Below are 21,875 nucleotides of genomic sequence, written 5' to 3'. Positions count from 1 at the left end.
GGCGCAGGATCTGCGCAAATTGTAACGAAGGAATGTGAGAAGGGGGAGAAAAAGGCTTATCGATCAATGTGTTACATGGTTACCGGCCTGGTAACACATTGAAAGAAAGCGTGATTTGTAGGGCTTACAAGCGACCCGTATGGTTTCCACTAGAAAGATCGACTGACCCGAAAAGCGAAAAGCAAGGGCACCGATCACGGAGCAGGGGACAGCTCCGGACCTGGGAACATAGGTAACACGTGCGGGGGACCATGAAGGGGTTCATTGGGGCAAAGCAAACCACGCTAGCCAGCGAAGTATCGTTGACCGGCATCGGCGTTCACAGTGGCGCACCGGTCTCTCTTCTCCTTATTCCCGCCGACAGCGATACCGGCATCCGCTTCCTCATCTCCGATGGAGACGCCGAGGGCAGCGAGATCATCGCTCATCAGCGCATGATCACCGGTGTCACGCTCTGCACCATTCTCGGCGACGGCAATGGCGCCTCTGTGGCGACGGTCGAGCATCTTATGGCCGCCCTGCGCGGCATGGGTGTCGACAATGTGATCGTCGAGATCGATAACGGCGAAGTTCCGATCATGGACGGCAGCGCCGCCCGCTTCGTCGAGGCGATCGACGAAGTCGGCCTCAAGGAGCTCGATGCTCCGCGCCGTTTCCTCAAGGTTCTGAAGCCGATACGTGTCCAGGATGGCGCGCCTCCGGCGAGTTGGTGCCCCATAACGGTTTCCGCCTCGATATCGAGATCGATTTCGAGAACTGCTTCATCGGCCATCAGCGCCTCGAGCTTGACCTGAACCCCGGCGCCTTCCGCCGTGAGCTGGCCCGCGCCCGCACCTTCGGCTTTATGAAGGACGTGGAGCGCCTCTGGGCTTCGGGCATGGCGCTCGGCGCGTCCCTGGAGAACACGGTCGCCATCGGCGACGATCGCATCATCAATCGCGAAGGCCTGCGCTACGAGAACGAGTTCGTTCGTCACAAGGCTTTGGATGCCGTTGGCGATCTGGCCCTCGTCGGCGCGCCGATCCTCGGTGCCTACCGCTCGATCCGCGGCGGCCATCGCCTGAACAGCCTGGTGCTTGAGGCCCTCTTGGCCGATCCGGACGCTTGGACCATGGTGGATGCCCCGCGGCATCACGAGGTCCGCCACGCCGAGCTCAGCCCGCAGCTTGCGGCCGCGAACTTCGCCGCTGAATAAATCGAACCGTCAGTAGCCAGACGCCAAGCATCTCGGTGGCCCCGACGCGCCATCGAGATTGCTTGCGTCATCTGCCGCGGAATCTGATAAAGAAGCGCCTCAAGGGTGCGCACATCCTGGCCGCGGGCTAAAAAACACCATAATGGACCGTTTGGGTGGGCGCCTCCGCGTCTATTGGCGCTCCTTCGCGAATATGGTTCACCATTCGTAAAAGAGAGCGCGCCAAGATTCGCAGGAGATTCGATGCAGTTTTTGGTCGGGGGGATTTCGGCTTTGCGACGTGACCTGCTCTCAGCCCGGGCGTGAGCCCACTTGGCGCGGGCGTGGCGCTGATTGCTGCCTCCATCATGCTAGCGGGCTGCGGTGGTGGCCTGAATCCGTTCAAGAAGAAGAAGGAAGAGCCCATCGGCGATTCCCGGCCGCCGAACGTGATCTATGGCGAGGCGGAGACCCTGTTGAACGAGCAGGACTACAAGGACGCCGCCCAGAAATACGAAGACGTCGACGTCAACCACCCCTATTCGACGGAGGCCCGCAAGGCCATCGTCATGTCGGCCTACGCCTATTACAAGAACGGCAAATATCCCGAGGCGATCTCGGCGGGTAAGCGCTATCTGACCCTGCATCCGGGTACGGATGAGGCGCCGTTGGCCCAGAACATCATTGCCATGTCGTATTACGACCAGGTGCTGGATCCGAAGCGCGACCAGACCAACGCGCGCGAATCCCTCAATGCCTATGAGACCCTGGTCCAGCGTTATCCGAGCTCGCGCTACGCGGCTGAGGCTCAGAACCGCGTTCGCATTCTCCGGAATCTGTTGGCCGCGAACTCGATGACCATTGGCCGCTATTATCTGCGCGATCACGACTACCTGGCCGCCATCAACCGCTTCCGCGACGTGGTGACCGAATATCAGCGGACCGAGCAGGTTGAAGAGGCGCTGATGCGCCTGACCGAAGCCTATATGGCCCTCGGCATCGTCAACGAGGCGGAAACCGCCGCCGCCGTTCTCGGCCACAACTTCCCGAACAGCAAATGGTACCAGCGTGCCTATTCGTTGTTGCAGAAGTCCGGACGCGCCCCCCAGGAGCATGCCGGCTCTTGGATCACGGAGACCTTCCGGGGCTCGGGCAACCCGGCCTGACGCCCAGCCATGCTGACCTCCCTGTCGATCCGCGACATTGTTCTGATCGACAAGCTCGACCTCGCCTTTGGCGAGGGGCTTTCGGTCCTGACGGGCGAAACCGGCGCGGGTAAATCCATCCTTCTCGATGCCTTCACCTTGGCCATCGGCGGCCGCGGTGACGCGGCGCTCGTCCGCAAGGGCGCATCCCAGGGCCAGGTGACGGCGGTGTTCGAGCCCGCTCCCGGCCACCCGGTCCTTGCGCTTCTGGACGAGAACGAGATCGCCCAGGAAGGCACCCTCATTCTCCGCCGCGTCCAGAACAGCGATGGCCGGACCCGCGCCTTCCTCAACGATCAGACTGTCAGCATCCAGCTCCTGAAGCAGGTCGGGCAGATGCTCGTGGAGATCCACGGTCAGCACGACGACCGGGCCCTGATCGATCAGAGCGGCCATAGGGACCTGGTCGACGCCTATGCTGGTCTCACGGGGGATTCGGCCGAGCTCGGCCGCCTCTGGGACGTATGGAAGGACGCCGAACGCGCGCTGGAGGAGCACGCCCGCGAGATCGAGACCATCCGCGCCAATGCCGATTTCGTCTCCCACGCCCTGGAGGAGCTTCGCGCTCTCGATCCACAGGAGGGCGAGGAGGAGAGCCTCGCCGACCGCCGCGCGCTGATGATGAGCGCGGAGAAGATCGCCAGCGAATTGGTCGAAGCTCTGGATGCGCTGCAGGGGGAGGGTACGGCCCAGGCGCGGATTGCCGCCGCGCTCCGCCGCATCGAACGCCAGGCGGAGGCGGCGAGCGAGCTGCTGACGCCCGTCGCCGACGCCTTGGAGAAGGTGATGCTGGAGACGGAGAACGCCCGCAACACAATCGAGCGGAGCCTGGCGGAGACAGCCTTCGAGCCCCAGGAGCTGGAACAGGCGGAAGAGCGCCTCTTCGCGCTTCGCGCCCTTGCCCGCAAGCACAAGGTTCTCGTGGACGATCTCCCGGCTCTCACCCAGCGCTTGGAAACCGAGCTTGAGAATCTGGAGCAGGGCGAAAGCCGCCTCGAAGCCCTGAATCAAGATGTGGAGAAGGCGCGCCAAGCCTTTGAAACCAAGGCAGTTACCGTCAGCGACGCGCGCCGGGACGCCGCCGCCAAGCTGGACGAGGCCATCATTGCCGAGCTCGGCCCCCTCAAGCTTGAGAAGGCGCGCTTCATTACGAAGATCGAGCGCCTGCCCCTCGATCAGGGTGGGCCCAGCGGCATCGACCGCGTTGCTTTTCACGTTCAGACCAACCCGGGCACCGAGCCCGGCCCGATGATGAAGGTGGCGTCCGGCGGCGAGCTGGCTCGCTTCATCCTGGCCCTGAAGGTGGTGCTGGCCTCGCGAGGCTCCGCGCCGACCCTCGTGTTCGACGAGATCGATACGGGCGTGGGCGGTGCCACGGCAGCCGCTATCGGCGAACGGCTGGCGCGGCTCGCCGATCAGGTGCAGGTCCTTGTCGTCACCCATGCCCCCCAGGTTGCGGCCCAGGCCCACGGTCATCTCCGCATCGCCAAGGAAAGCGTCGACGGAGATCAGGGCGAGGCGGTTGCCACCCGGGTCGTCCACCTGGAAGGCGAGCATCGCCGTGAGGAGATCGCCCGCATGCTGGCCGGCCAGGAGATCACCGACGAGGCCCGCGCCGCCGCCGAGCGGCTTATGAGCCAAAGGGCAGGTGAACGGACAGGCGAGCGGGCATGAGTGCGAAGAAGGCGGACGCACGGGTCGGTAGTGAACTCTCGGAGGTCGCGCCGGAAGCCCTGACCGAGGAACAGGCAGCCGAAGAACTTAAGCGCCTTGCCTCCGCGATCGCGGAGAACGACCGCCTGTACTACCAGGACGACGCGCCGAAGCTCTCCGACGCCGAATATGACGAACTCCGCCTCCGCAACGAGGCGATCGAGGCGCTCTTCCCCCATCTCGTCCGCGACGACAGCCCGTCCAACCGGGTCGGCGCCGCACCCGTGGCCGCCTTCGGCAAGGTCAAACATCGCGTCCCCATGCTGTCGCTCTCCAATGTCTTCGACGACGAGGGCGTGACCGACTTCGTGGATCGCGTCCGGCGGTTTCTCGGCCTCGATGCCGACCAGCCTCTGGATTTCACCGTCGAGCCGAAGATCGACGGCCTCTCCATCACGTTGCGCTACGAAAAGGGTAAGCTGGTGGAGGCCGCGACCCGCGGCGACGGCTACGAGGGCGAGAACGTCACCCAGAATGTCCGCACCATCGGCGACATCCCGCAAACGATCGTCGCCGACGATTTTCCCGATCCCTTCGAGGTCCGCGGCGAGATCTATATGAGCCATGCGGCCTTCCTCAAGCTCAATGCGGAGCAGGAGAAAAAGGGCGACCGGCTCTTCGCCAATCCGCGTAACGCGGCCGCCGGCTCCCTCCGCCAGCTGGACCCGGCGATCACCGCCGCCCGGCCGCTACAGTTCTTCGCCTATAGCTGGGGCGAGACCGGCGATCTGCCTGCCGACACCCAATGGGGCGTCTACGAGGCCATGCGCCGCTGGGGTCTGCCGCTCAATCCGCTGATGCAACTCGCCGACAGCACGGACGCGATGATCGCGACCTATCGTGAGATCGAGACGGGCAGGGCGGGGCTCGACTACGATATCGACGGCATCGTCTACAAGCTGAACCGGCTCGACCTGCAGCAGCGCATGGGCTTCGTCTCCCGTTCGCCCCGCTGGGCTGTCGCCCACAAATTTCCTGCCGAGAAGGCAACCACCGTCCTGGAGGGAATCGAGATCCAGGTGGGCCGCACGGGCGCCCTGACGCCGGTCGCCAAGCTCAGGCCCGTCACGGTTGGTGGCGTCGTGGTGAAGAACGCCTCGCTCCACAACGAGGACTACATCGCCGGTATCGGCGCCGACGGCGAACCGATCCGTGAAGGCCGTGATGTCCGCATCGGCGACACGGTGATCCTCCAGCGCGCCGGGGATGTCATCCCGCAGATCGTCGACGTGGTCTTGGACAAGCGGCCCAAGGATTCAAAACCGTTCGAGTTTCCGGAGCTTTGCCCGGCCTGCGGCAGCCACGCCGTCCGCGAGGTGAATGAGAAATCCGGCAAGCGCGATGCTGTGCGCCGCTGCACGGGCGGCCTGATCTGCCCGGCCCAGCGAGTCGAGCGCCTGAAGCATTTTGTCTCCCGCAACGCCTTCGATATCGAAGGCCTCGGCGAGAAGAACATCCAGACCTTCTATGAGGAAGGGCTGATCCAGTCGCCACCCGACATCTTCACCCTGCAGACCCGCAACGCCCGCAGCCAGACGAAGCTGGAAGACCGCGAGGGCTGGGGGGAGACCTCCGTCGCCAATCTGTTCGCCGCCATCGACCACCGGCGCAAGATTCCGCTCGACCGCTTCATCTTCGCCCTGGGCATTCGTCATGTCGGCGAGATCACCGCCCGGCTGCTGGCGCGGAGCTACGGCGATATCGGCACCTTCATGACAGCCATGAAGCAGATCGCAGAGAACAAGGAGGGTGAGGCGTTCGCGGAACTCGACAATATCGAGGGAATCGGCGCCACGGTTGCCGACGCCATCGCAGAGTTTTTCGCCGAGCCTCACAATGTCCGGGTGGTGGACGAACTGCTGGAGCATGTGGAGCCGCAAGCCCTCGAGCAGCAGCAGAGCACGTCGCCCGTCTCCGGCAAGCGCATCGTCTTCACCGGTAGCCTTGAGCAGATGACCCGGTCCGAGGCCAAGGCCACAGCCGAGCGCCTGGGCGCCAAGGTCTCCGGCTCCGTCTCCAAGAATACCGATATCGTGGTCGCCGGGCCCGGCGCCGGGTCGAAGCTCAAGGACGCCGAGAAGCTCGGCGTCGAGGTGCTGTCCGAAGACGACTGGCTAAAGCTGATCGGCAGCACCTGAGCTAACTCGATCCGGGCATCATCCCTCACCCGTAACGGATCTTCATCGCCAGGATCGCCAGCGCGAGCGATAGGGTGATCGTGTTGGCGATCATCATCGGCCAGTTCCAGATCATGATGCCGAAGGTGAGCCACGCCGCGACACCTGTGGCGAAGGTCACATACATCCAAAGCGAGATCGCTCGCGTCTCCTTGTGGCGGAGGATGTGAAACGCTTGGGGGACGAAGGCGAGGGTCGTCAGGGTCGCGGCGATCGCCGACACCACATTGGCCCAGAAGTCGAACACTATTGCAGCGCCGCCGTGGCCTTCGCGAGCCAGCTGATCTCCGCCTCGTCGAGCAGCGGCTCCAGCGTCTCGCGCACCCGCGCATGATAGGCGTTGAGCCAGGCGAGCTCCTCTGAGGTCAGCAGCATCGGCTCGATCAGCCGGAAATCGTACGGCGCGAGCGTGAGCGTCTCGAAACCCATCATCTCCCGCTCGCCGCCTTCGATCGCCTGCGGTTCCGTCACCAGGATGAGGTTCTCGATGCGGATGCCGTATTCGCCCTCGCGGTAGTAGCCCGGCTCGTTCGACAGGATCACGCCGGGTTTCAGCTCCACCGTGCCCGTGCGCGACAGGCGCTGCGGCCCCTCATGCACGGAGAGGAAGCTGCCGACGCCGTGACCCGTCCCGTGATCGTAGTCGAGACCGGCCTGCCAGAGCGGCAGCCGCGCCAGGGGGTCGAGATCCTGTCCGCGCGTCTTTTCCGGGAACCGCGCCTTGGAGACGGCGATATGGCCCTTCAGGACAAGGGTGTAATGGCGGCGCATCTCCGGCGTCGGCTGGCCGATGGCGACGGTACGGGTGATGTCCGTGGTGCCGTCTTCGTACTGCGCGCCCGAATCGATCAGATAAAGGCTCTCCGGCTCCAGCTTGCGCGCCGTCGCGGCCATGGGCCGGTAATGCACCACGGCGCCGTTCGGGCCGGCGGCGGAGATGCTGTCGAAACTGATTTCTTTCAGCTCGCCCGTATCCGCCCGAAACGATTCGAGTTTTCCGGCCGCCTGCACCTCGTCGATCCCGCCGTCTTGCGCGGCCTCGTCGAGCCAGGCGAGAAAGCGGACCACCGCCGCCCCGTCCCGCAGATGGGCGGCCCGTGCGCCGGCGATCTCGGCTGCCGTCTTCACTGCCTTGGCGGCGATGCAGGGATCGGTCCGGTGAAGAATCTCTGCGCCCGCCTCCTTCAAGGCGTTCTCGAACCGCGCGGGCGTCGTCGAAGGATCGAGGGTCACGGTCACCTTGCGATTGCCCAAGGCCTCGAGCCGGCTGTCCAGCTCGGATGGCGGCAGGAACTCCACCGTGTCGGCAAGCGCGCCGCGGACATTGTCGCCGAGCTTCTTGGGATCGATGAACAGCGTCGGCCGTCCTTCGACGGGCACAATGGCGCTCGCGATCACCACCGGCAGGTGCTTGATGTCCGACCCGCGGATATTGAACAGCCAAGCTACCGAATCCAGCATGGTCACCAGAAGCGCGTCGGCCTTTGCGGATTTCAGGGTTTCCTGGACGTCGGCGATCTTCTCCTCCGCCGATCTTCCGGCGAAGGCGAGCCCGTGAGGATAGGCCGGGCCGTCCGGCGGGGCAGGGCGATCGGCCCACAGCCCATCGATCGGATTGGCCCCCAGGGGCTTCAACGCGATCCCGGACTCCTCCAGCGCCTTGGAGAGACGCGCGATTTCGCTCACCGTGTGGAGATTGACGTCGTAGCCGACGGCATCGCCTTCGGCGAGATGCTCGGCGATCCAGCGGGACGGACGATGTCCGGGCACCTGCAGGATCTCGAATAGGCCGGTGTCGACCTGGGTCCGTGCCTGGAGGGTGTAGCGCCCGTCGACGAACAGAACGGCCTTGTCCGCTGCCACGATGCGGTGCCCGCCGAACCGGAGAAACCCGTGAGCCAGTGAAGGCGCTCGGCATGGGCCGGCAGAAACTCGTTCTGATGCTCGTCGCTATGAGGAACCAGGAAGGCCCGAACGCCCTCCGCCGCCATTGCGTCGCGAAGCGCCTTCACCCGCGCTTCGGTGTCGCCCTTCGGGGCAAGATCTTCGAAGTCTTGAAACATGACGGCTATGTAGGCCGCCCGCGCCGGCCGATCAATCGAAGACCGGCATCGAGGGCCGCCTTTGCAGCACCAGAATGGCCCATCCGTCGAGCAGGATACGCCGCTTAAGGACGAAGCCGAAATTCCGGTAGGAGGCCTCCACGCTCGCGGCCTGGTCCGCCGTAATGCCCGACAGAACCGCCAAGCCGCCCGGCGCGGTGTGGCGGGCGAAGCCGGCGACGAGATCGAGCAGGATCGACTTCAGCAGATTGCCGAAGACGAGATCAGCCTCGAAACCGACCAGCGCGGGATCCTCGAAGCCGTGGCAGGCGCGGAACCGGATCTCCGGCGTGCGGTTCAGAGCCGCGTTTTCTTCGGCGACGTTGAGGGCTGCAGCGTCGTTATCCGTTGCGATCGTCTCGGCATGGCAGAACTTCGCGGCCGCGATGGCGAGCACGCCGCTTCCCGTGCCGATATCCAGCACGCGCTCCGGGCGATAGCGCTTGAGAATGTCGTCCAGCGCCAGAAGACACCCCTTCGTGCTCGCGTGATGGGCGGTTCCGAAGGCGATGGAGGCATCGATCTCGATCGCGCCGCGCGTCGCGGGAACGGCCTCGTGGCTGCCATGAACCGTGAACCGCCCGGCCTCCACCTTGCCCCGCTTGCCCTGGGAGAGCGTCACCCAATCCTCGTCGGCGATTGTCTCGACCTGGAGCGATCCGATCTCCGCCCCGTCCGCAGCCGCCTGCACCATGGTTTCGATCAGCCCGATATCCGGAGTCTCGGTGTAATGGGCGAAGACTTCCGCGCTGGTCGGGCTGGTCTCGAAGTGCCCCACCGCGTCGGGCGCCGGCCATGTCTCTTCCAGCGCTGCGGCGATGCGCGCCGCCGCGTCCAGCGGCACGGCGATGGTGACGGATCGACGGATAGGGTCTGAGGGGTTAGCGTAGGTCATCTCACCGAATTCTCGCGGGGGACTGGCCAAGGACTTTCTGGGGGCGCCAGATCCGAACCCCCGCGGTTAGCCTAAGGGGGCGGGCTGCGCAATGACTGTGTCTCAGGATAAGGGCTCATCTGTGCCCGGCGGCCAGCCGCAGCTGGAGCGGTCTATCGGCCCGTGGCAGATGGCGCTCTACGGTCTCGGCAGCATGCTGGGGGCGGGCATCTATGGCCTCATCGGCAAGGCCGCCGGCCAGGTGGGCAATGCCGTCTGGCTCGCCTTTCTCGTGGCCTTCGTCGCCGCGCTGCTCACAGGCCTCTCCTACGCCTCTCTCGGCTCCCGCTATCCGCGGGCCGGCGGCGCGGCCTATATCACCCATCGCGCCTTCTCCTGGCCGCTCCTGAGCTTCACCGTCGGGCTTGCGCTGGTCTGCTCGGGCCTCACCTCAGTCGCGACCCAATCCCGCGTCTTCGCTGCAAATCTCGCCACGTTGCTGGGATGGGAGAGCCTGCCCCTGAGCGTGCTCGCCATCGGTTTTCTGCTGCTTCTCACGGGAATCGTCTTCCGGGGTATCAAGGAGTCCATGTGGGTCAACGTCGTCTGCACCCTGGTGGAGGCCGGCGGGCTCCTGATCGTCATCGCCGTGGGCGTCTCCTATTGGGGCAGCGTGGACTATCTGGAGGTCCCGCAAGTGCCCGGCGCCGATACCCAATGGCTTCTGGTTCTGCAGGGCGCGATCCTCACCTTCTTCGCCTTCATCGGATACGAGGACACCCTCAATGTCGCCGAGGAGGTGAAGGATCCCGGCCGCAACGTGCCCCTGGGCATCATCCTGGCCATGACGGCTGCCGCCGTGATCTACGTCGCCGTCGCCATCACCGCCGTCTCCGTCGTGCCGTGGCCGGAGCTCGCCGACGCGCCGGGACCGATCACCGAGGTGGTTCATCGCGCAGCGCCGCTCCTGCCGCCGGTTCTGTTCACGGCGATCACGCTGTTCGCCGTCGCCAACACCGCGCTCGTGAACTACGTCACCGCATCACGGCTCGTTTTCGGCATGGCGCGTCAGGGACTGCTTCCGGAGGTTCTGAGCAAGGTGCATCTGGTGCGGCGTACGCCCCATATCGCCATCCTGGCCCTGTTCATCGTCGTGGTGCCGCTCGCTCTCGTCGGCACCATCTCCGATCTCGCCGCTGCGACCGTGCTGCTGCTTCTCACCATCTTCGCTGTCGTAAACGCGGCGCTTCTCGTGCTTCAGCGGCGGAAGGGAGAGCCGAAAGGCCGCTTCGAGGTGCCGGCGATCGTCCCGGCCTTGGGGCTGGTGACGTGCTTCGTGCTGGTGGGCGTCCGCGTCACCACCGGAGACCTCAGGGCCCCGATCGTGGCTGGCGCGCTGCTGATCGCCATAGTCGCGCTCTACGCGATCCTGCGGCCCCAGGCCGTGCCGGCGGAAGAGATGCCGGAGCCGGAAGCCTAAGCCTGCGGTCCGGCTTCAAAGCGCTTCGAAGCTCGCCTTCACCGCCGGCATCCGCTCCATGCAGGCCGGGTCCATCAGCCCGTCCCATTTGGTGTCGAGATGAGCGCGCGCGCCGTCCGGCGCGAGCACAGTCAGGGCGCCATTAGCGTCTTCGGCGACGAGCCCGTCTTCCTTCAAGCGCCGCAGGCGTCCGCCAGATCGAAGGTCACCGACACGCCGCAGCGCTCCTGCAGAAACGTCTGGATCTCGCTCGCCACCTCGTCGAGGTCTGCCCGCGAAACCTCGTCCCGTCGCGCCAGGAAGACATAGAGCAGCATGTCCTCCTTGGTGTCTTCCTCCTCCGCCCGGTCGGCGATCAGGGTTAGCGCGCCGCGATTGTTGGCGAGGGTGCAGAAATAGAGGTTCTGGGCCAGCACCATCATGTAGCGGTTGCGCGTGTTGAAGAAGCCCATCACCTGCCGGAACACCACGCCTGAGAGCCCCGCAAGGGCGATCGCCAGGGTGATCGGGTTCGTGGCGACCAGCAGCTTGCTGGCCGTGCCGGCGACACCCGCGACCGTTCCTCCTCCCGCAGTCACCAGCAGCTTCAGCTTGTCGAACGGGCGGAAGGCGATCTTCGTGTTGGGGAACAGCATCTCGACATCGATCTTCGGGATGCGCTTGAACAGCTTGAGATAGATGTGGCTGCTGGTGACGCCTACAGGCAAGGCGCCGCGGATCCTACGGACCTTCTTTTCGGCCCGCGCCCGGTCGATCCCGTCTTCCGCCATCACCTCCTCGATCCGGCGCTCCATCGGCTTCAGCTTGAGCAGCAGGAAGAGACGCTGGAACAGCGGCTCGTCGAACCGCTCCTTGCGGAGATAGAGCAGCCAGGGATTGCGCGCCTCACGGATGCGCTTGTCCGTGCCGCGGTAATAGATCAAGACGTCGTCGAACGCCGTGAGGTCCACGTTGAGATGCAGCCCGTACGGCGTCTTGGCGTCGAGCAGGGCCTGGATATCCTCCTCCCGCAGCCGTCTGTAGTTGGCGCTCTCCAGAAGCGTCTGCACCCCGTCGATGAAGCGGCGATGGGCAGCTGCCTTCTCCGCGTCCGTGATATCGGCGAGGCAAGTCGTGTCGCCATCGGGCAGGAAGGGCAGGTAGTCGTCGAGAAGATGCAGCAGCCGCGCCCGGTACTGGCTGTGGCGCCAGGAGGCGAGGCAGTGCAGAGCGTTGGTGAATTGGGGGATGTCCGCGCCGTCTTCGGCGAGCTGTTGCAGCAGGCTGGCGCGCAGATATTTCCGGGTGAGCGGAATGAAATGGCCCGGCAGCTCGATCCCGCCGGGCGGATCGGCGGCGGGGGATCCGCCCTCCGCCGCCGCATCCTGTGAGCGTCCGTTAGGTTTGGTCGTCGACATCCGCGCCGGGCGCATTCTTCTGGATGGATTCGATCGCCTTCAAAGCCGAAGCCTTTGCCTTGTAGCCTTCGGAACCGAACATCACTTCGCCGTTGGACGCCTTGAATCGGAAACGCGTCTCGCCCTTCTTGTCCGTATAGACCTCGAATTTATAAGCCATGCTGAAACCCCGTAGCAGCTCTGAAATGTGTGAAAGCTATCGACGAAGCGCGACCCATATATGACGCGCCGTCGCAATCGATCTTAGCCGAGAGAGGCGCGGCTGCAACTTGGGCGAAGCGAAAAGCCCTACGGCACGTAGCCGAGCTTGCGTGCCGTATCGGTGATGAAGCCGAGGCTCGGGTAGAGCGCGCTCGCGACGCTCCGCTTGTTCCGCTGCACGGCGGCAAGCGCCGGCGGCAAGCCCTGCTGGGCCGAGATCACGCCCATGAAGGAGAGGGCTCCGTCCGCATCCTCCACGAACAGGGCCCCGCCGCTGTCACCGGGAAACACCAGGGATTCCATGCACCATACGGCTTTTGGCGTATCGGGATCGGCCGTCGGCGAAAGGGAAGGGTGCTTCGGCCGCGTGTACCGGTTTCGGAAGCATTCGGTGCTCTGCTTGATGAGTACCGGCTGATAGCGGCGGATCCCGGCATTCTCGCAGCCGTGCATCACATCGCAACGGTCGGCGCCGAAGGCGACGATCACCCCGTGGCCGTCCAAGGGCCCGATGGCATGGCGGTCGGAAGCGGGCGCCGTCGGCGGAGGACGGTCGTCCGCGTGGTAATGGGGCGCGTTGGCGATGGCTGCCTCGCGCGTGAGCTGAAAGAGGCCCGGCGGCGCGCTCACCGCAACGGGCTCCTTGGTCACGATGATCGCGACGTCGTGCAGGAACCGGTCGCCCGCATTCGAATTCTGGATCACCCGTCGCCAATCCGGCGAGACGGTCACGTCGGAGACGCCGTATTCGCGCTCCTCGCCGCGCGCGGTGACGGCGACGGTCAAAGTCTCCGGCTGCGCATACTCGTCGACGTAGACGAGCCCGCCGCGCCAATAGACCTTCTTCTGCATGCAGTGGGCGGCGGTGATGACGATGCGCGGATAAAGCACCGTCCCGGAGCATGCCAGCTTGCCGTCATGCTTGATCTCGACGACGTAGGGGAAGCGGTCGGTGCTGTCGGCCGTCGCGCCGGAAAGAGCATCGGCCGGCGATGGCGCCGTCAGGACCGGCATGGCTGCCAGCAACGCGAGAATGACTCCGAGGATCAGGCTGCGCATCACGGCCTCCTGTCAGTTGGAACCAGTATTCTAGCGAAGATTGCAAATATGTCCCGATCAATCGCGACGCGATGCACAATCCCCGGTGAACGTCACGGGGCAGATGGGAGGAAAGACGCTCGGCTGGGCGCCGCCGCGGGGGCTCAGCTGCGTTCCACGAAGCTGTCGACCACCTTCTTCCGTCCGGCCTTCTCGAAGTCCACCGTAAGCTTGTTGCCGTCGACAACGGCGATCCGCCCATAACCGAATTTCTGGTGGAACACGCGAGTCCCCGTGCTGAACCCGCTGCCCTCCGCCGTGCTCGCGGCAACCAGCGTGCCTTCGATCGTGAGCGGTTCGCGGCGCCGCTGGGGCGAGCCCGTGTCGGGCCGGTTCCGCTGCGCCCGCTGCCAGCCCGGCGTCTCGTAGAATCCGCTGGCGAACACTGTCTCCACCGTATCGAAGCGGCTCGCGCCGTAGCCGCCATAGCCGGTGTCTTCCACCACGTCGACATGATCGACCGGCAGTTCGTCGATGAAGCGCGATGGAATGGCCGACTGCCACGTGCCGTGGGTTCGGCGGTTCTGGGCGAAGGTGATCTTCGCGCGCACCCGCGCCCGGGTCAGCCCCACATGGCCGAGCCGCCGCTCTTCCTCCAGGCCGGAGCGGCCGGATTCGTCGAGGCTCCTCTGGTGGGGGCAGAGCCCTTCCTCCCAGCCCGGCAGGAACACGGAGTCGAATTCGAGTCCCTTGGCGCTGTGCAAGGTCATCAGGTTGACCCGGTCCTCGGTCTCCTCCGCTTCCCGGTCCATCACCAGGGTCACGTGCTCCATGAAGCCGGCGAGCGTATCGAACTCGTCCATGAAGCGGATCAGCTCTTTCAGGTTGTCGAGGCGCGTATGAGCCTGCGGGCTCTTCTCGTTCTGCCACATGGCCGTGTAGCCGGACTCGTCCAGGATCAGCTCGGCGAGATCTGTATGCTTCATGCTGTCGATCATGCCGCGCCAGCGGTCGAAGGACCCGATAAGCCCGGCGAGGGATTTGCGCGCCCGCGCCGTCAGCTCCTCGGTTTCCACGATCATCCGCGCCGCCTGGGTCAGCGGCACGCCGCGCGCCCGGGCAAGCTGATGCACCGCCTTGACGCTGGAATCGCCCAGGCCCCGGCGCGGCACGTTCACGATGCGCTCGAACTTGATGTCGTTTGACGGGTTTAGCGTCACCGCCAGATAGGCGATGGCGTCCCGGATCTCCTGGCGCTCGTAGAAGCGCGGGCCGCCGATGACCCGATAGGGCAGGCCGAGATTGAGGAAGCGCTCTTCGAAGGCGCGCATCTGAAAGCTCGCCCGCACGAGGATCGCGATCTCGTTCAGCGCGTGGCCCTTGCGCTGCAGCTGTTCGATATCCTCGCCGATGACCCGGGCTTCCTCCTCGTCGTCCCAGCAGCCTTGCAGGGCGACCTTGTCGCCGGACTGGTCTTCCGTATGGAGCGTCTTGCCGAGGCGTCCTTCGTTATGGGCGATCAGCCCGGAGGCGGCCCCCAGGATATGCCCCGTTGAGCGGTAGTTGCGCTCAAGGCGGATCACCTTGGCGCCCGGGAAGTCCTGTTCGAAGCGCAGGATGTTGTCGACCTCCGCGCCACGCCAGCCATAGATCGACTGGTCGTCGTCGCCGACGCAGCAGATATTCGGATTCTCCTGGGCCAGCAGCCGCAGCCAGAGATACTGGGCGACATTGGTATCCTGATACTCGTCCACGAGCATGTAGCGGAAGCGCTGCTGATACTGGGCCAGCACGTCCGGCTGCTCCTGGAACAGGCGGAGATTCTCCATCAGGAGGTCGCCGAAATCGACGACGTTCAGCTCCTTCAGCCGCTTCTGATAGGCGGCGTAGAGCGCTTGTCCCTTGCCGTTGCCGAAGGCGAAGCTCTCGCCCTCGGGCACGCGTTTCGGCGTGATGCCCCGGTTCTTCCAGCTGTCGATCAGCCCGGCCAGCATTCGCGCGGGCCAGCGCTTCTCGTCGATATTCTCCGCTGCGAGCAGCTGCTTCAGGAGCCGGATCTGGTCGTCGACATCGAGCACCGTGAAGGAAGGCTTGAGGTCCACCGCCTCGGCGTGACGCCGCAGGATCTTCACGCCGATTGCGTGGAACGTGCCGAGCCAGGGCATGCCCTCGACCGCACCGCCGATCATGCTGCCGATGCGGCCCTTCATCTCCCGGGCGGCCTTGTTGGTGAAGGTCACCGCGAGGATCTCGCCGGGCCGCGCCTTGCCGAGATTGAGGATGTGGCTGATGCGGGTGGTCAGCACGCGCGTCTTGCCAGTGCCCGCGCCGGCCAGCACCAGCAGAGGACCGTCCAGGGTCTCCACCGCATCCCGCTGTTCCGGGTTCAGCCCTTCGAGATAGGAGGCCGCAGCCGGGCGCCCCATGGCGCGCTGGGAGAGAGGCCTGTCGTCCTCCGGGTATGCCGCTTCGGCGGCCGATGAGTGATTCTTCGCCATTTGTTCCGAGATATAGCATGCGGACGCGGGCAAAAAAGGACCGCCCCCGAGAACGACCTCCTCGCGGCGCACGTCAGTCAGGTCCGGAATGCCATTTCGTCGCAGGCTGGCGCCCAACTTATTGGTGATTGTGGCCCGGATGCACTGGCCTTGGCCCGGCGATTCCGTAAGTTTGGCCCGCGGGCCGAGATCCGCCCGCCCTTGCCGAACATTCGTATTCGCGATTGAGATGATTGGGAGAAAGAGGGATATGCGCGGCCTATTGAAATCGAGCATTTTTCTTTGCGGATTTGCCATTCTCGGAATGGCGGGAGCAACGCCGGCCTCGGCTGGCTGCGAGCTGATCAAGGCCACCAACAGCGCCGAATCACCCAGGGCCGCAGCCCAGGCGTCGCAAGCCAACGCCGCCGAGTCCGCCGAGGCCGTCAAGCGCAGGCGGGGCTGGCGCTATGTCACCATGCGCGCCAGGAAGGTCGAGCCGGATCCGTTCTGGAAGGCGGTCCGTCCCGAGGTGCCGAAAGACATCCTGATCAAGCCCGACATCGTGACCCGCAAGACCTACACCCAGTGCTGGCCGGGCGTTGTCGTGCCCTATGTCTGCACCTCCGGCGCGGTCGCCTGCGGCAACTGAGGTTGAGCCCGAGCCTTTAGAAGCCGAAAAGACGGGACAATCCGGCGCGGGCTTGTGCCTCACGCTCGCCACAACCCTCCGTAACCTCCGCTTCATGGATATCCGTTCTCACATACGGACCATGATCGAGAGAGATCGAGAGGTAGCGCCGGCCTACACCCTGCGTGAGCGGATCGCCGATGGCTGCGTGCACGTCATCGGCGTCGCCGCAAGCGTGATCGGGCTGCTCACGCTGCTCGTCATCGGGGTGCAGTCGAACACGGCACTTTGGGTCGTGAGCCTGACCATCTACGGGCTGGCGCTGGTCGCCTGCTTCACCTGCTCGGCCTGTTACAACATGATCGTGCGGCCGAAGGTGAAGGCCGTCTTCCACCGGCTCGATCATGCCGCGATCTTCCTCATGATCGCCGGCACATACACGCCCTTCGCCCTGATGAAGATGGATGCCTCCACGGGCCACACGCTCCTGGCCGTGGTCTGGACCATCGCGCTGGTCGGCGTCGTCATCAAGCTCGCCGCGCCCCGCTATCTGCAGGGCGTTTCGACGGTGCTGTATCTGGTGCAGGGCTGGGCGGTCGTCGCGGCCTGGGCGCCGCTGACCGACGCCGTCTCGACCCGCGTTGCGGTTCTAATCGCCGTCGGCGGGCTGCTTTACACCGTCGGCGTGATCTTTCACCTGTCGCGATTTCCGTATCAGAATGCGATCTGGCACGTCTTCGTCCTGTGCGCCGCAAGCTTCCACTACGCCGCCGTGGTGGACGCCGTAGGCAGCTGATCGGCGCGAACACCTCCGCGTTCGGCCGGCGAAGCGAGCCGTTCGGCCAAAAATCAGCCGATCTCCCGTGGAATATGCGCAGGCGCGCCGTCTTCTATGGGGTAGACTGTAAGAATCACACTCAATTTCGCCATCAGCCCACGTTGATGGTATTCAGCGGCGAAGTCTGCTGGATGGACAGGTCCGACACCGAGTTGAAAACGAGACGGCGTGAACGCCCCTAAGGTCGAACTTCCGTGAATTCTTTTCTGCTCTCATTGACGGTATTTCTGATCGTCGCCTTGAGCGCGCTATTCGCCGTTCCGTATTTCGTCGACTTCAACGATTACCGCGACGTGTTCGAGGCGCAGGCGAGCAAGGTCATGGGCCGGGACGTCGCCGTGCGCGGCCCGGTCGAGCTTCGACTGCTGCCGGTGCCGGAGCTACGCTTCGATCAGGTGACCGTAGCCGCGGCGGAAGGTGGCACGACGCTGCCCTTCATCGAAGCAGAAACGCTACAGGTATCCCTCAATATCGGTGCGTTGCTGCGGGGCACCATCGAGACCCAGCAGGTCGCAATCGTCGATCCGGTCATCCGGCTCAGTGTCAACGAGGACGGCAGCGGCGCCTGGACCGACATCGGCCTGCGCGAGTCGACGCTTCCCTTCGCACCGAAGCAGGTAGCCTTCGATTCCGTGACCGTCAGCGGCGGCCGGATCGAGGTCTACAAGCAAGGCGAGGACATCGCCTCCATCGAGGACATCGACGGGGAGGCGACCGCCGCCAGCCTATCGGGTCCCTATAAGGTCAGCGCCACCTATCGTTACGACGGCGAACCACAGGAGATTCACTTCTCCACCGGCGCGGCGGACAGCGAGGGCGAATCCCGTCTGAAGGCGCGCATCACCGAGACCAATTCCGGCACCACTCTGCTGCTCGACGGCCAGATCGGCGGCTTGCGCGCCACCCCATATTTCGACGGGAAGATGACCGCGCGGCTTCTGCCATACCGCGCATCCCCGGGCCCGGATGCCGTCCCCGTCGCCGAGCGTCAGGACGGGGAGCAGCCCGCGCCCCCGCCGCCGCCCGCCGCCGCCTCCCTCGTGGAGCTGAAAGGAGACCTGGAAGCGCGTCCCGAGCGTGTGGCGCTCTCGCCCTTCGAGGTCACCGTCCATAGCCGCGGCCGGTCTCAAATGCTGAAGGGCAAGCTGGCCGTCGATTTCGGCGAGACGGATCGGGCCGAAGGGGAGGTGACGGCGCGTTGGGTGGATGTGGATGCGCTGCTGGCCGACCCGAAGAGCGGCGGGGAGACCGATCCGGCCTCCCGGCTCGCACGTCTGGCCGACCTCGCCCTCCAGCAGACGGCGCGCTTCGATACCGCCCAATTCGATATCCGCGTCGACCAGGCGAGCCTGGGCGGCGATCTCGTCACCGAAGTCGATCTGAAGCTGGCATCTCAAGACGGCCGTGTGACCATCGAGGGGCTCGACGCCACACTGCCTGGCGAAACGAAGATCGCGGCGTCCGGTACTATCGCAACCCGCGACTCCCGGCCCGTCTTCTCCGGCAAGCTCAACCTGGAGGGCAAGCGTCTGGCCACGCTCACGCGCTGGGCGGCAGGCGATCGGGGGCTGGCGGGCCAGACATCGGCCGGCGATTTTTCGCTGAAGGCGGACGCTGAGCTTTCGCCGGACACCGTGGATTTGAGCGGTATCGAAGGCGCCGTCAGCGGCACGGCCTTTGGGGGCGCGCTCCGCTACGAGGCCGGGGACGACCCCATGCTGCATCTCGCCCTGGAGAGCGAGCGTCTCGACCTGCGCGAGGTGATGGGCGAAGGAGGGATCGGCCGCCTCTGGTCGAAAAAGTCGGACACAGCGAAGCCCGGGATAGAGCAGGCCGAGGGTGAGACGACCGGCGGCGAAAAGCCAGCGAAAGCCGAAACCGGGCCGTTTCCGGCCCTCGGCGGCCTGACCGATGCCAGCGTCCACCTGGCCCTGGACGTGCACGAGCTTCTTCTGCCGGATCTGCCCGGAGGCGCGCTCAATGCGCGGCTCGACTATGCCGGCGACCGCCTCGATATCAGGAGCCTTGAGTTCGAAAGCCCCGGCGCGCTGATGGTGACGGGCGAGGGGGCGCTGACCTCTCTCAGCGACGATCCCCGAGGCCGCATCGCGCTTTCGGTGAAGGGCGATAAGCCGGAAAGCCTGCAAGCCCTCGCCGACACGCTGGGTTTGGGCGACCGCACCTTCGCCGGCCTCGCGCCGGTGGACCTTCGCCTGGTTCTCGAGGCCGACCGCGAAGGGGAGCAGTCCATCGGCCGTGTTCAGGCCACGGGCACGGTGAAAGGCGCCAAAGTCGATCTGCAAGGCGAAGCCCATGGCGATCTGACCGAGCTCGGGAAGGCGGCGATCGATCTTGAGGGCGAGGTCGATGGCGTGACCTCGGAAACCTTGATCTCGCTCGCCGCACCCGATCTGAGCGCCGAAGAGCTCAAGAGCCGTCTTGGCGACAATGCGGAAGCCAGGAATACCCTTGTTCTCGCCGTGAAAGGCGTCCCCGAGGATCAGCTGGACCTCAGCGTGAAGCTGACGGGTCCCCTCGAGGCGAGCTTTGCAGGCGAGGGCGCATATGGCGACGAGACACTGACTTTGCAGGGCCAGCTCAGCGCCCGCACCGACGACGCTGCCATGGTGCTGGCGCTTGCCGGCGTCTCAGTCCCGCCGAGCGCCCGCGATCTTCCCGTCGATCTCCGCGGCAAGCTCACCAAGAAGCCCGGCGAGATCCACCTCTATCCGCTCAACGGACAGATCGGCAGCGAGAGCGTCGAGCTCGGCGCCCATATCCTCACCGACAAGAAGCCCGAGACGGAGGTCTATCTCGATGCCACAGCCGACACGGTATCTCTGCCGGCCTTGCTCGGCCCCCTGGTCGCCTGGGAGCGCACGGCGTCGACGGAGGAACTGCTCGGCACGCTGACTGAGGGAAGGGCCGCGATCTGGCCGGCCCGGGGCTTCGCGCTCGGACCTCTCGGATGGGCCAAGACCCAGCTCCACGTGAAGGCGAAGACCATGTATCTGGGCAGCGCTTTCCCCCTGAAGGAGGCCCAGTTCAAGGCACAGTCGAACGCCGGAAAGCTCGACATCAAGGTGCTCAAGGGCAAGCTTTTCGACGGGCTGTTCACGGCGGCCGGTCAGCTCGCGCCGCGCGGCGAGGGCGCTCATCTCGACGTCCATGCCGAGCTTGCTGCGGCCAAGATGTCTCAGACATCCAATGCGCTGCTGGGCCGGATTCAGGCCAAGAGCCAATACGGCTTCAACATTCATGTCACCGGCGATGGCCTGAGCCCGCCGGGGTTGATTGCGGGATTGAGTGGCAAGGGACGCCTCGCCTTGCGGCCGGGCGAGATCCGTGGCCTCAACACCGCCGCTTACGCCAAGATGCTGTCCCAGGCGGTGAAGACCGACCAGAACCGGGTGAACGAGAAGGAGATCGTCGGCCTTGCCGACCGGCTGCAGAAGGAGATCAACCAGGGCGTCTACCATTTCGACGCCACCGTCCTCGACTTCACGGTGCAGAACGGGACCCTGCGGCTCAAGAAGGGACGCCTTGCCAACGATCAGGCGATTACCGAGATCAGCGGGCTGATCGCGCTGGCGAGCCTTCGCCTCGACAGCGAATGGAACATGACCTTGCGGCAGCCGCCCGTGGAGGATGCTCCGCCGCTCACCCTGGTGCTGGCCGCACCGCTCGAGCAGATCGACACCATCGCGCCCCGGATCGATACGGACGCGCTGGTCGCGCATTTCACCGTTCGCCGTATGGAAGAGGATGTGGAGCGGCTGGAGAATCTGGACGTGACGGGCCAGGGACCGCCGGACAGCGCGCCCACCCGGGCGCCGAAGCCGCAATCGTCTGTCGAGACTCCCGCCCCCGAGAAGGCGGAAGACGACGCCGCCCCGGCAGCTGAAGCCGCCACGCCGCAGCAGGCCAACACCGTCCAGGAGCCTGAGCCCGAGACGGCACAGGAGCCCGCGCCGAACGATCGGGACGCCGAAACGGCCCAACAGCCTGAAAGTAGACAGGAGCCGTCGACGGCCCAGGAGACCCCGCCCGCTGGCGAGACCGCCCCTTCGGACAATACGGCGACCGCGCCGGATGACGGCGGCGAGGCGGGGAGCAGGGAGGAAGACAGCGCGAAATCCCGGCGGACCCCATCGAGCATCGAGGATCTCTTGGAGCTGAACGAATCCTCGACTTCATCCGAAGGTGAGACGCCGCTCACCGAAGCCTCCGACGAGACGACCGAGGCCATCGTGGCGCCGGAGCGTCGTCCGCCTCCGCCGGCCACCCGCCGGTCGAACCGGCCTGCGCCGGCCAACGACGACTGGAAGCGCGGCATTCCGCTTTTCGGCTACGGCCGCTAGCCGCTACGCGCCTTTCGCAGCACAAAGGCGCGGATGGCAGCCGACAGGCTTTTCTCTCCTCGGCTCTGATCGATCGTCTCCACCAGCCTCGCGATGGAGCTATCGTCCTCGTCGGCGATCTCCGACAAAGCCTCCCAGAACTCGTCCTCGACGGAGACCGATGTCCTGTGGCCCGCGATGGTGATGGAGCGTTTGGTGGAAGACATG

The 21,875-nt window shown here is 65.1% G+C and carries 16 protein-coding genes and 2 pseudogenes; 8 read left to right on the top strand and 10 right to left on the bottom strand.

Features of this window, described 5'->3' with window-relative positions; genetic code table 11:
* Positions 1-251: 251 nt before the first annotated feature.
* From lpxC to ligA, 4 genes and pseudogenes are all read left to right on the top strand, one after another.
* A pseudogene (gene lpxC / locus A7A08_RS17270) lies at positions 252-1,030 on the top strand (UDP-3-O-acyl-N-acetylglucosamine deacetylase); the annotation flags it as partial.
* Positions 1,031-1,518: 488 nt separating this feature from the next.
* Positions 1,519-2,340: an outer membrane protein assembly factor BamD gene (locus A7A08_RS04025; protein ID WP_245290793.1), complete on the top strand. Its 822-nt coding sequence runs from the start codon at positions 1,519-1,521 to the stop codon at positions 2,338-2,340.
* Between the two features lie 9 nt (positions 2,341-2,349).
* Positions 2,350-4,053, top strand: a complete 1,704-nt coding sequence (gene recN, locus A7A08_RS04020) for a DNA repair protein RecN (protein WP_069094186.1) — start codon at positions 2,350-2,352, stop codon at positions 4,051-4,053.
* Positions 4,050-6,230 carry an NAD-dependent DNA ligase LigA gene (ligA, locus tag A7A08_RS04015; RefSeq protein ID WP_069094185.1) on the top strand — a complete coding sequence of 727 codons (2,181 nt, stop codon included), beginning with the start codon at positions 4,050-4,052 and terminating at the stop codon, positions 6,228-6,230. The genes recN and ligA overlap by 4 nt, the downstream gene beginning before the upstream one ends.
* A gap of 25 nt (positions 6,231-6,255) precedes the next feature.
* Here the strand turns inward: ligA and A7A08_RS04010 are convergent, their stop codons facing one another.
* The 4 genes and pseudogenes from A7A08_RS04010 to A7A08_RS04000 all read right to left on the bottom strand — a co-directional run bounded on the left by A7A08_RS04010 (position 6,256) and on the right by A7A08_RS04000 (position 9,266).
* Positions 6,256-6,516, bottom strand: a complete 261-nt coding sequence (locus A7A08_RS04010; protein ID WP_245290792.1) for a SemiSWEET transporter — start codon at positions 6,514-6,516, stop codon at positions 6,256-6,258.
* Entirely contained in the window at positions 6,516-6,644 is a 129-nt protein-coding gene (locus tag A7A08_RS17260; protein WP_342586620.1) for a M24 family metallopeptidase C-terminal domain-containing protein, read from the bottom strand. Before A7A08_RS17260 ends, A7A08_RS04010 begins: the two co-directional genes overlap by 1 nt.
* A gap of 147 nt (positions 6,645-6,791) precedes the next feature.
* A pseudogene (locus A7A08_RS04005) lies at positions 6,792-8,260 on the bottom strand (M24B family metallopeptidase); the annotation flags it as partial.
* Between the two features lie 103 nt (positions 8,261-8,363).
* Positions 8,364-9,266, bottom strand: a complete 903-nt coding sequence (locus tag A7A08_RS04000; protein ID WP_083226414.1) for a 50S ribosomal protein L11 methyltransferase — start codon at positions 9,264-9,266, stop codon at positions 8,364-8,366.
* A 91-nt stretch (positions 9,267-9,357) separates the two neighbouring features.
* Between A7A08_RS04000 and A7A08_RS03995 the strand changes: the two genes are divergently transcribed.
* Entirely contained in the window at positions 9,358-10,725 is a 1,368-nt protein-coding gene (locus tag A7A08_RS03995; protein ID WP_069094183.1) for an APC family permease, read from the top strand.
* Between the two features lie 15 nt (positions 10,726-10,740).
* Here the strand turns inward: A7A08_RS03995 and A7A08_RS16140 are convergent, their stop codons facing one another.
* From A7A08_RS16140 to A7A08_RS03975, 5 genes are all read right to left on the bottom strand, one after another.
* Positions 10,741-10,902: a hypothetical protein gene (locus A7A08_RS16140; RefSeq protein WP_169822911.1), complete on the bottom strand. Its 162-nt coding sequence runs from the start codon at positions 10,900-10,902 to the stop codon at positions 10,741-10,743.
* Positions 10,899-12,122: a DUF3754 domain-containing protein gene (locus tag A7A08_RS03990; protein WP_069094182.1), complete on the bottom strand. Its 1,224-nt coding sequence runs from the start codon at positions 12,120-12,122 to the stop codon at positions 10,899-10,901. The genes A7A08_RS16140 and A7A08_RS03990 overlap by 4 nt, the downstream gene beginning before the upstream one ends.
* Positions 12,103-12,282: a YegP family protein gene (locus A7A08_RS03985; RefSeq protein ID WP_069094181.1), complete on the bottom strand. Its 180-nt coding sequence runs from the start codon at positions 12,280-12,282 to the stop codon at positions 12,103-12,105. The genes A7A08_RS03990 and A7A08_RS03985 overlap by 20 nt, the downstream gene beginning before the upstream one ends.
* A 128-nt stretch (positions 12,283-12,410) precedes the next feature.
* Entirely contained in the window at positions 12,411-13,382 is a 972-nt protein-coding gene (locus A7A08_RS03980; RefSeq protein ID WP_069094180.1) for a trypsin-like serine protease, read from the bottom strand.
* A gap of 143 nt (positions 13,383-13,525) precedes the next feature.
* The gene (locus A7A08_RS03975) at positions 13,526-15,859 is read right to left on the bottom strand and encodes an ATP-dependent helicase (RefSeq protein WP_083226442.1); all 2,334 of its coding nucleotides are present in this window, start codon (positions 15,857-15,859) and stop codon (positions 13,526-13,528) included.
* A gap of 304 nt (positions 15,860-16,163) precedes the next feature.
* Here A7A08_RS03975 and A7A08_RS03970 point away from each other — a divergent pair, with 304 nt between their 5' ends.
* From A7A08_RS03970 to A7A08_RS03960, 3 genes are all read left to right on the top strand, one after another.
* Positions 16,164-16,490 (top strand): hypothetical protein, encoded by a 327-nt coding sequence (locus tag A7A08_RS03970; protein WP_069094179.1) that lies wholly within the window; start codon positions 16,164-16,166, stop codon positions 16,488-16,490.
* A gap of 121 nt (positions 16,491-16,611) precedes the next feature.
* Complete coding sequence (trhA, locus tag A7A08_RS03965) at positions 16,612-17,265, top strand: PAQR family membrane homeostasis protein TrhA (RefSeq protein ID WP_069094314.1); 654 nt, start codon at positions 16,612-16,614, stop codon at positions 17,263-17,265.
* Between the two features lie 236 nt (positions 17,266-17,501).
* Complete coding sequence (locus tag A7A08_RS03960) at positions 17,502-21,668, top strand: AsmA family protein (protein ID WP_069094178.1); 4,167 nt, start codon at positions 17,502-17,504, stop codon at positions 21,666-21,668.
* Here the strand turns inward: A7A08_RS03960 and A7A08_RS03955 are convergent.
* Positions 21,665-21,874 carry a ribbon-helix-helix domain-containing protein gene (locus tag A7A08_RS03955; protein WP_069094177.1) on the bottom strand — a complete coding sequence of 70 codons (210 nt, stop codon included), beginning with the start codon at positions 21,872-21,874 and terminating at the stop codon, positions 21,665-21,667. The genes A7A08_RS03960 and A7A08_RS03955 overlap by 4 nt on opposite strands.
* Position 21,875 lies beyond the last annotated feature (1 nt).

This window comes from Methyloligella halotolerans, from assembly GCF_001708935.1.
Lineage (GTDB): Bacteria > Pseudomonadota > Alphaproteobacteria > Rhizobiales > Methyloligellaceae > Methyloligella > Methyloligella halotolerans.
This window is presented reverse-complemented; position numbering and strand designations above follow the sequence as displayed.

What these genes read in the sequence shown, in the direction of transcription:
- recN (WP_069094186.1), top strand. Translation starts at nt 2,350, where the DNA reads ATGCTGACCTCCCTGTCGATCCGCGACATTGTTCTGATCGACAAGCTC.
- ligA (WP_069094185.1), top strand. Translation starts at nt 4,050, where the DNA reads ATGAGTGCGAAGAAGGCGGACGCACGGGTCGGTAGTGAACTCTCGGAG.
- A7A08_RS17260 (WP_342586620.1), bottom strand. Translation starts at nt 6,644, where the DNA reads ATGCTGCTGACCTCAGAGGAGCTCGCCTGGCTCAACGCCTATCATGCG.
- A7A08_RS04000 (WP_083226414.1), bottom strand. Translation starts at nt 9,266, where the DNA reads ATGACCTACGCTAACCCCTCAGACCCTATCCGTCGATCCGTCACCATC.
- A7A08_RS03995 (WP_069094183.1), top strand. Translation starts at nt 9,358, where the DNA reads ATGACTGTGTCTCAGGATAAGGGCTCATCTGTGCCCGGCGGCCAGCCG.
- A7A08_RS03990 (WP_069094182.1), bottom strand. Translation starts at nt 12,122, where the DNA reads ATGTCGACGACCAAACCTAACGGACGCTCACAGGATGCGGCGGCGGAG.
- A7A08_RS03985 (WP_069094181.1), bottom strand. Translation starts at nt 12,282, where the DNA reads ATGGCTTATAAATTCGAGGTCTATACGGACAAGAAGGGCGAGACGCGT.
- A7A08_RS03980 (WP_069094180.1), bottom strand. Translation starts at nt 13,382, where the DNA reads ATGCGCAGCCTGATCCTCGGAGTCATTCTCGCGTTGCTGGCAGCCATG.
- A7A08_RS03975 (WP_083226442.1), bottom strand. Translation starts at nt 15,859, where the DNA reads ATGGCGAAGAATCACTCATCGGCCGCCGAAGCGGCATACCCGGAGGAC.
- A7A08_RS03970 (WP_069094179.1), top strand. Translation starts at nt 16,164, where the DNA reads ATGGCGGGAGCAACGCCGGCCTCGGCTGGCTGCGAGCTGATCAAGGCC.
- trhA (WP_069094314.1), top strand. Translation starts at nt 16,612, where the DNA reads ATGATCGAGAGAGATCGAGAGGTAGCGCCGGCCTACACCCTGCGTGAG.
- A7A08_RS03955 (WP_069094177.1), bottom strand. Translation starts at nt 21,874, where the DNA reads ATGTCTTCCACCAAACGCTCCATCACCATCGCGGGCCACAGGACATCG.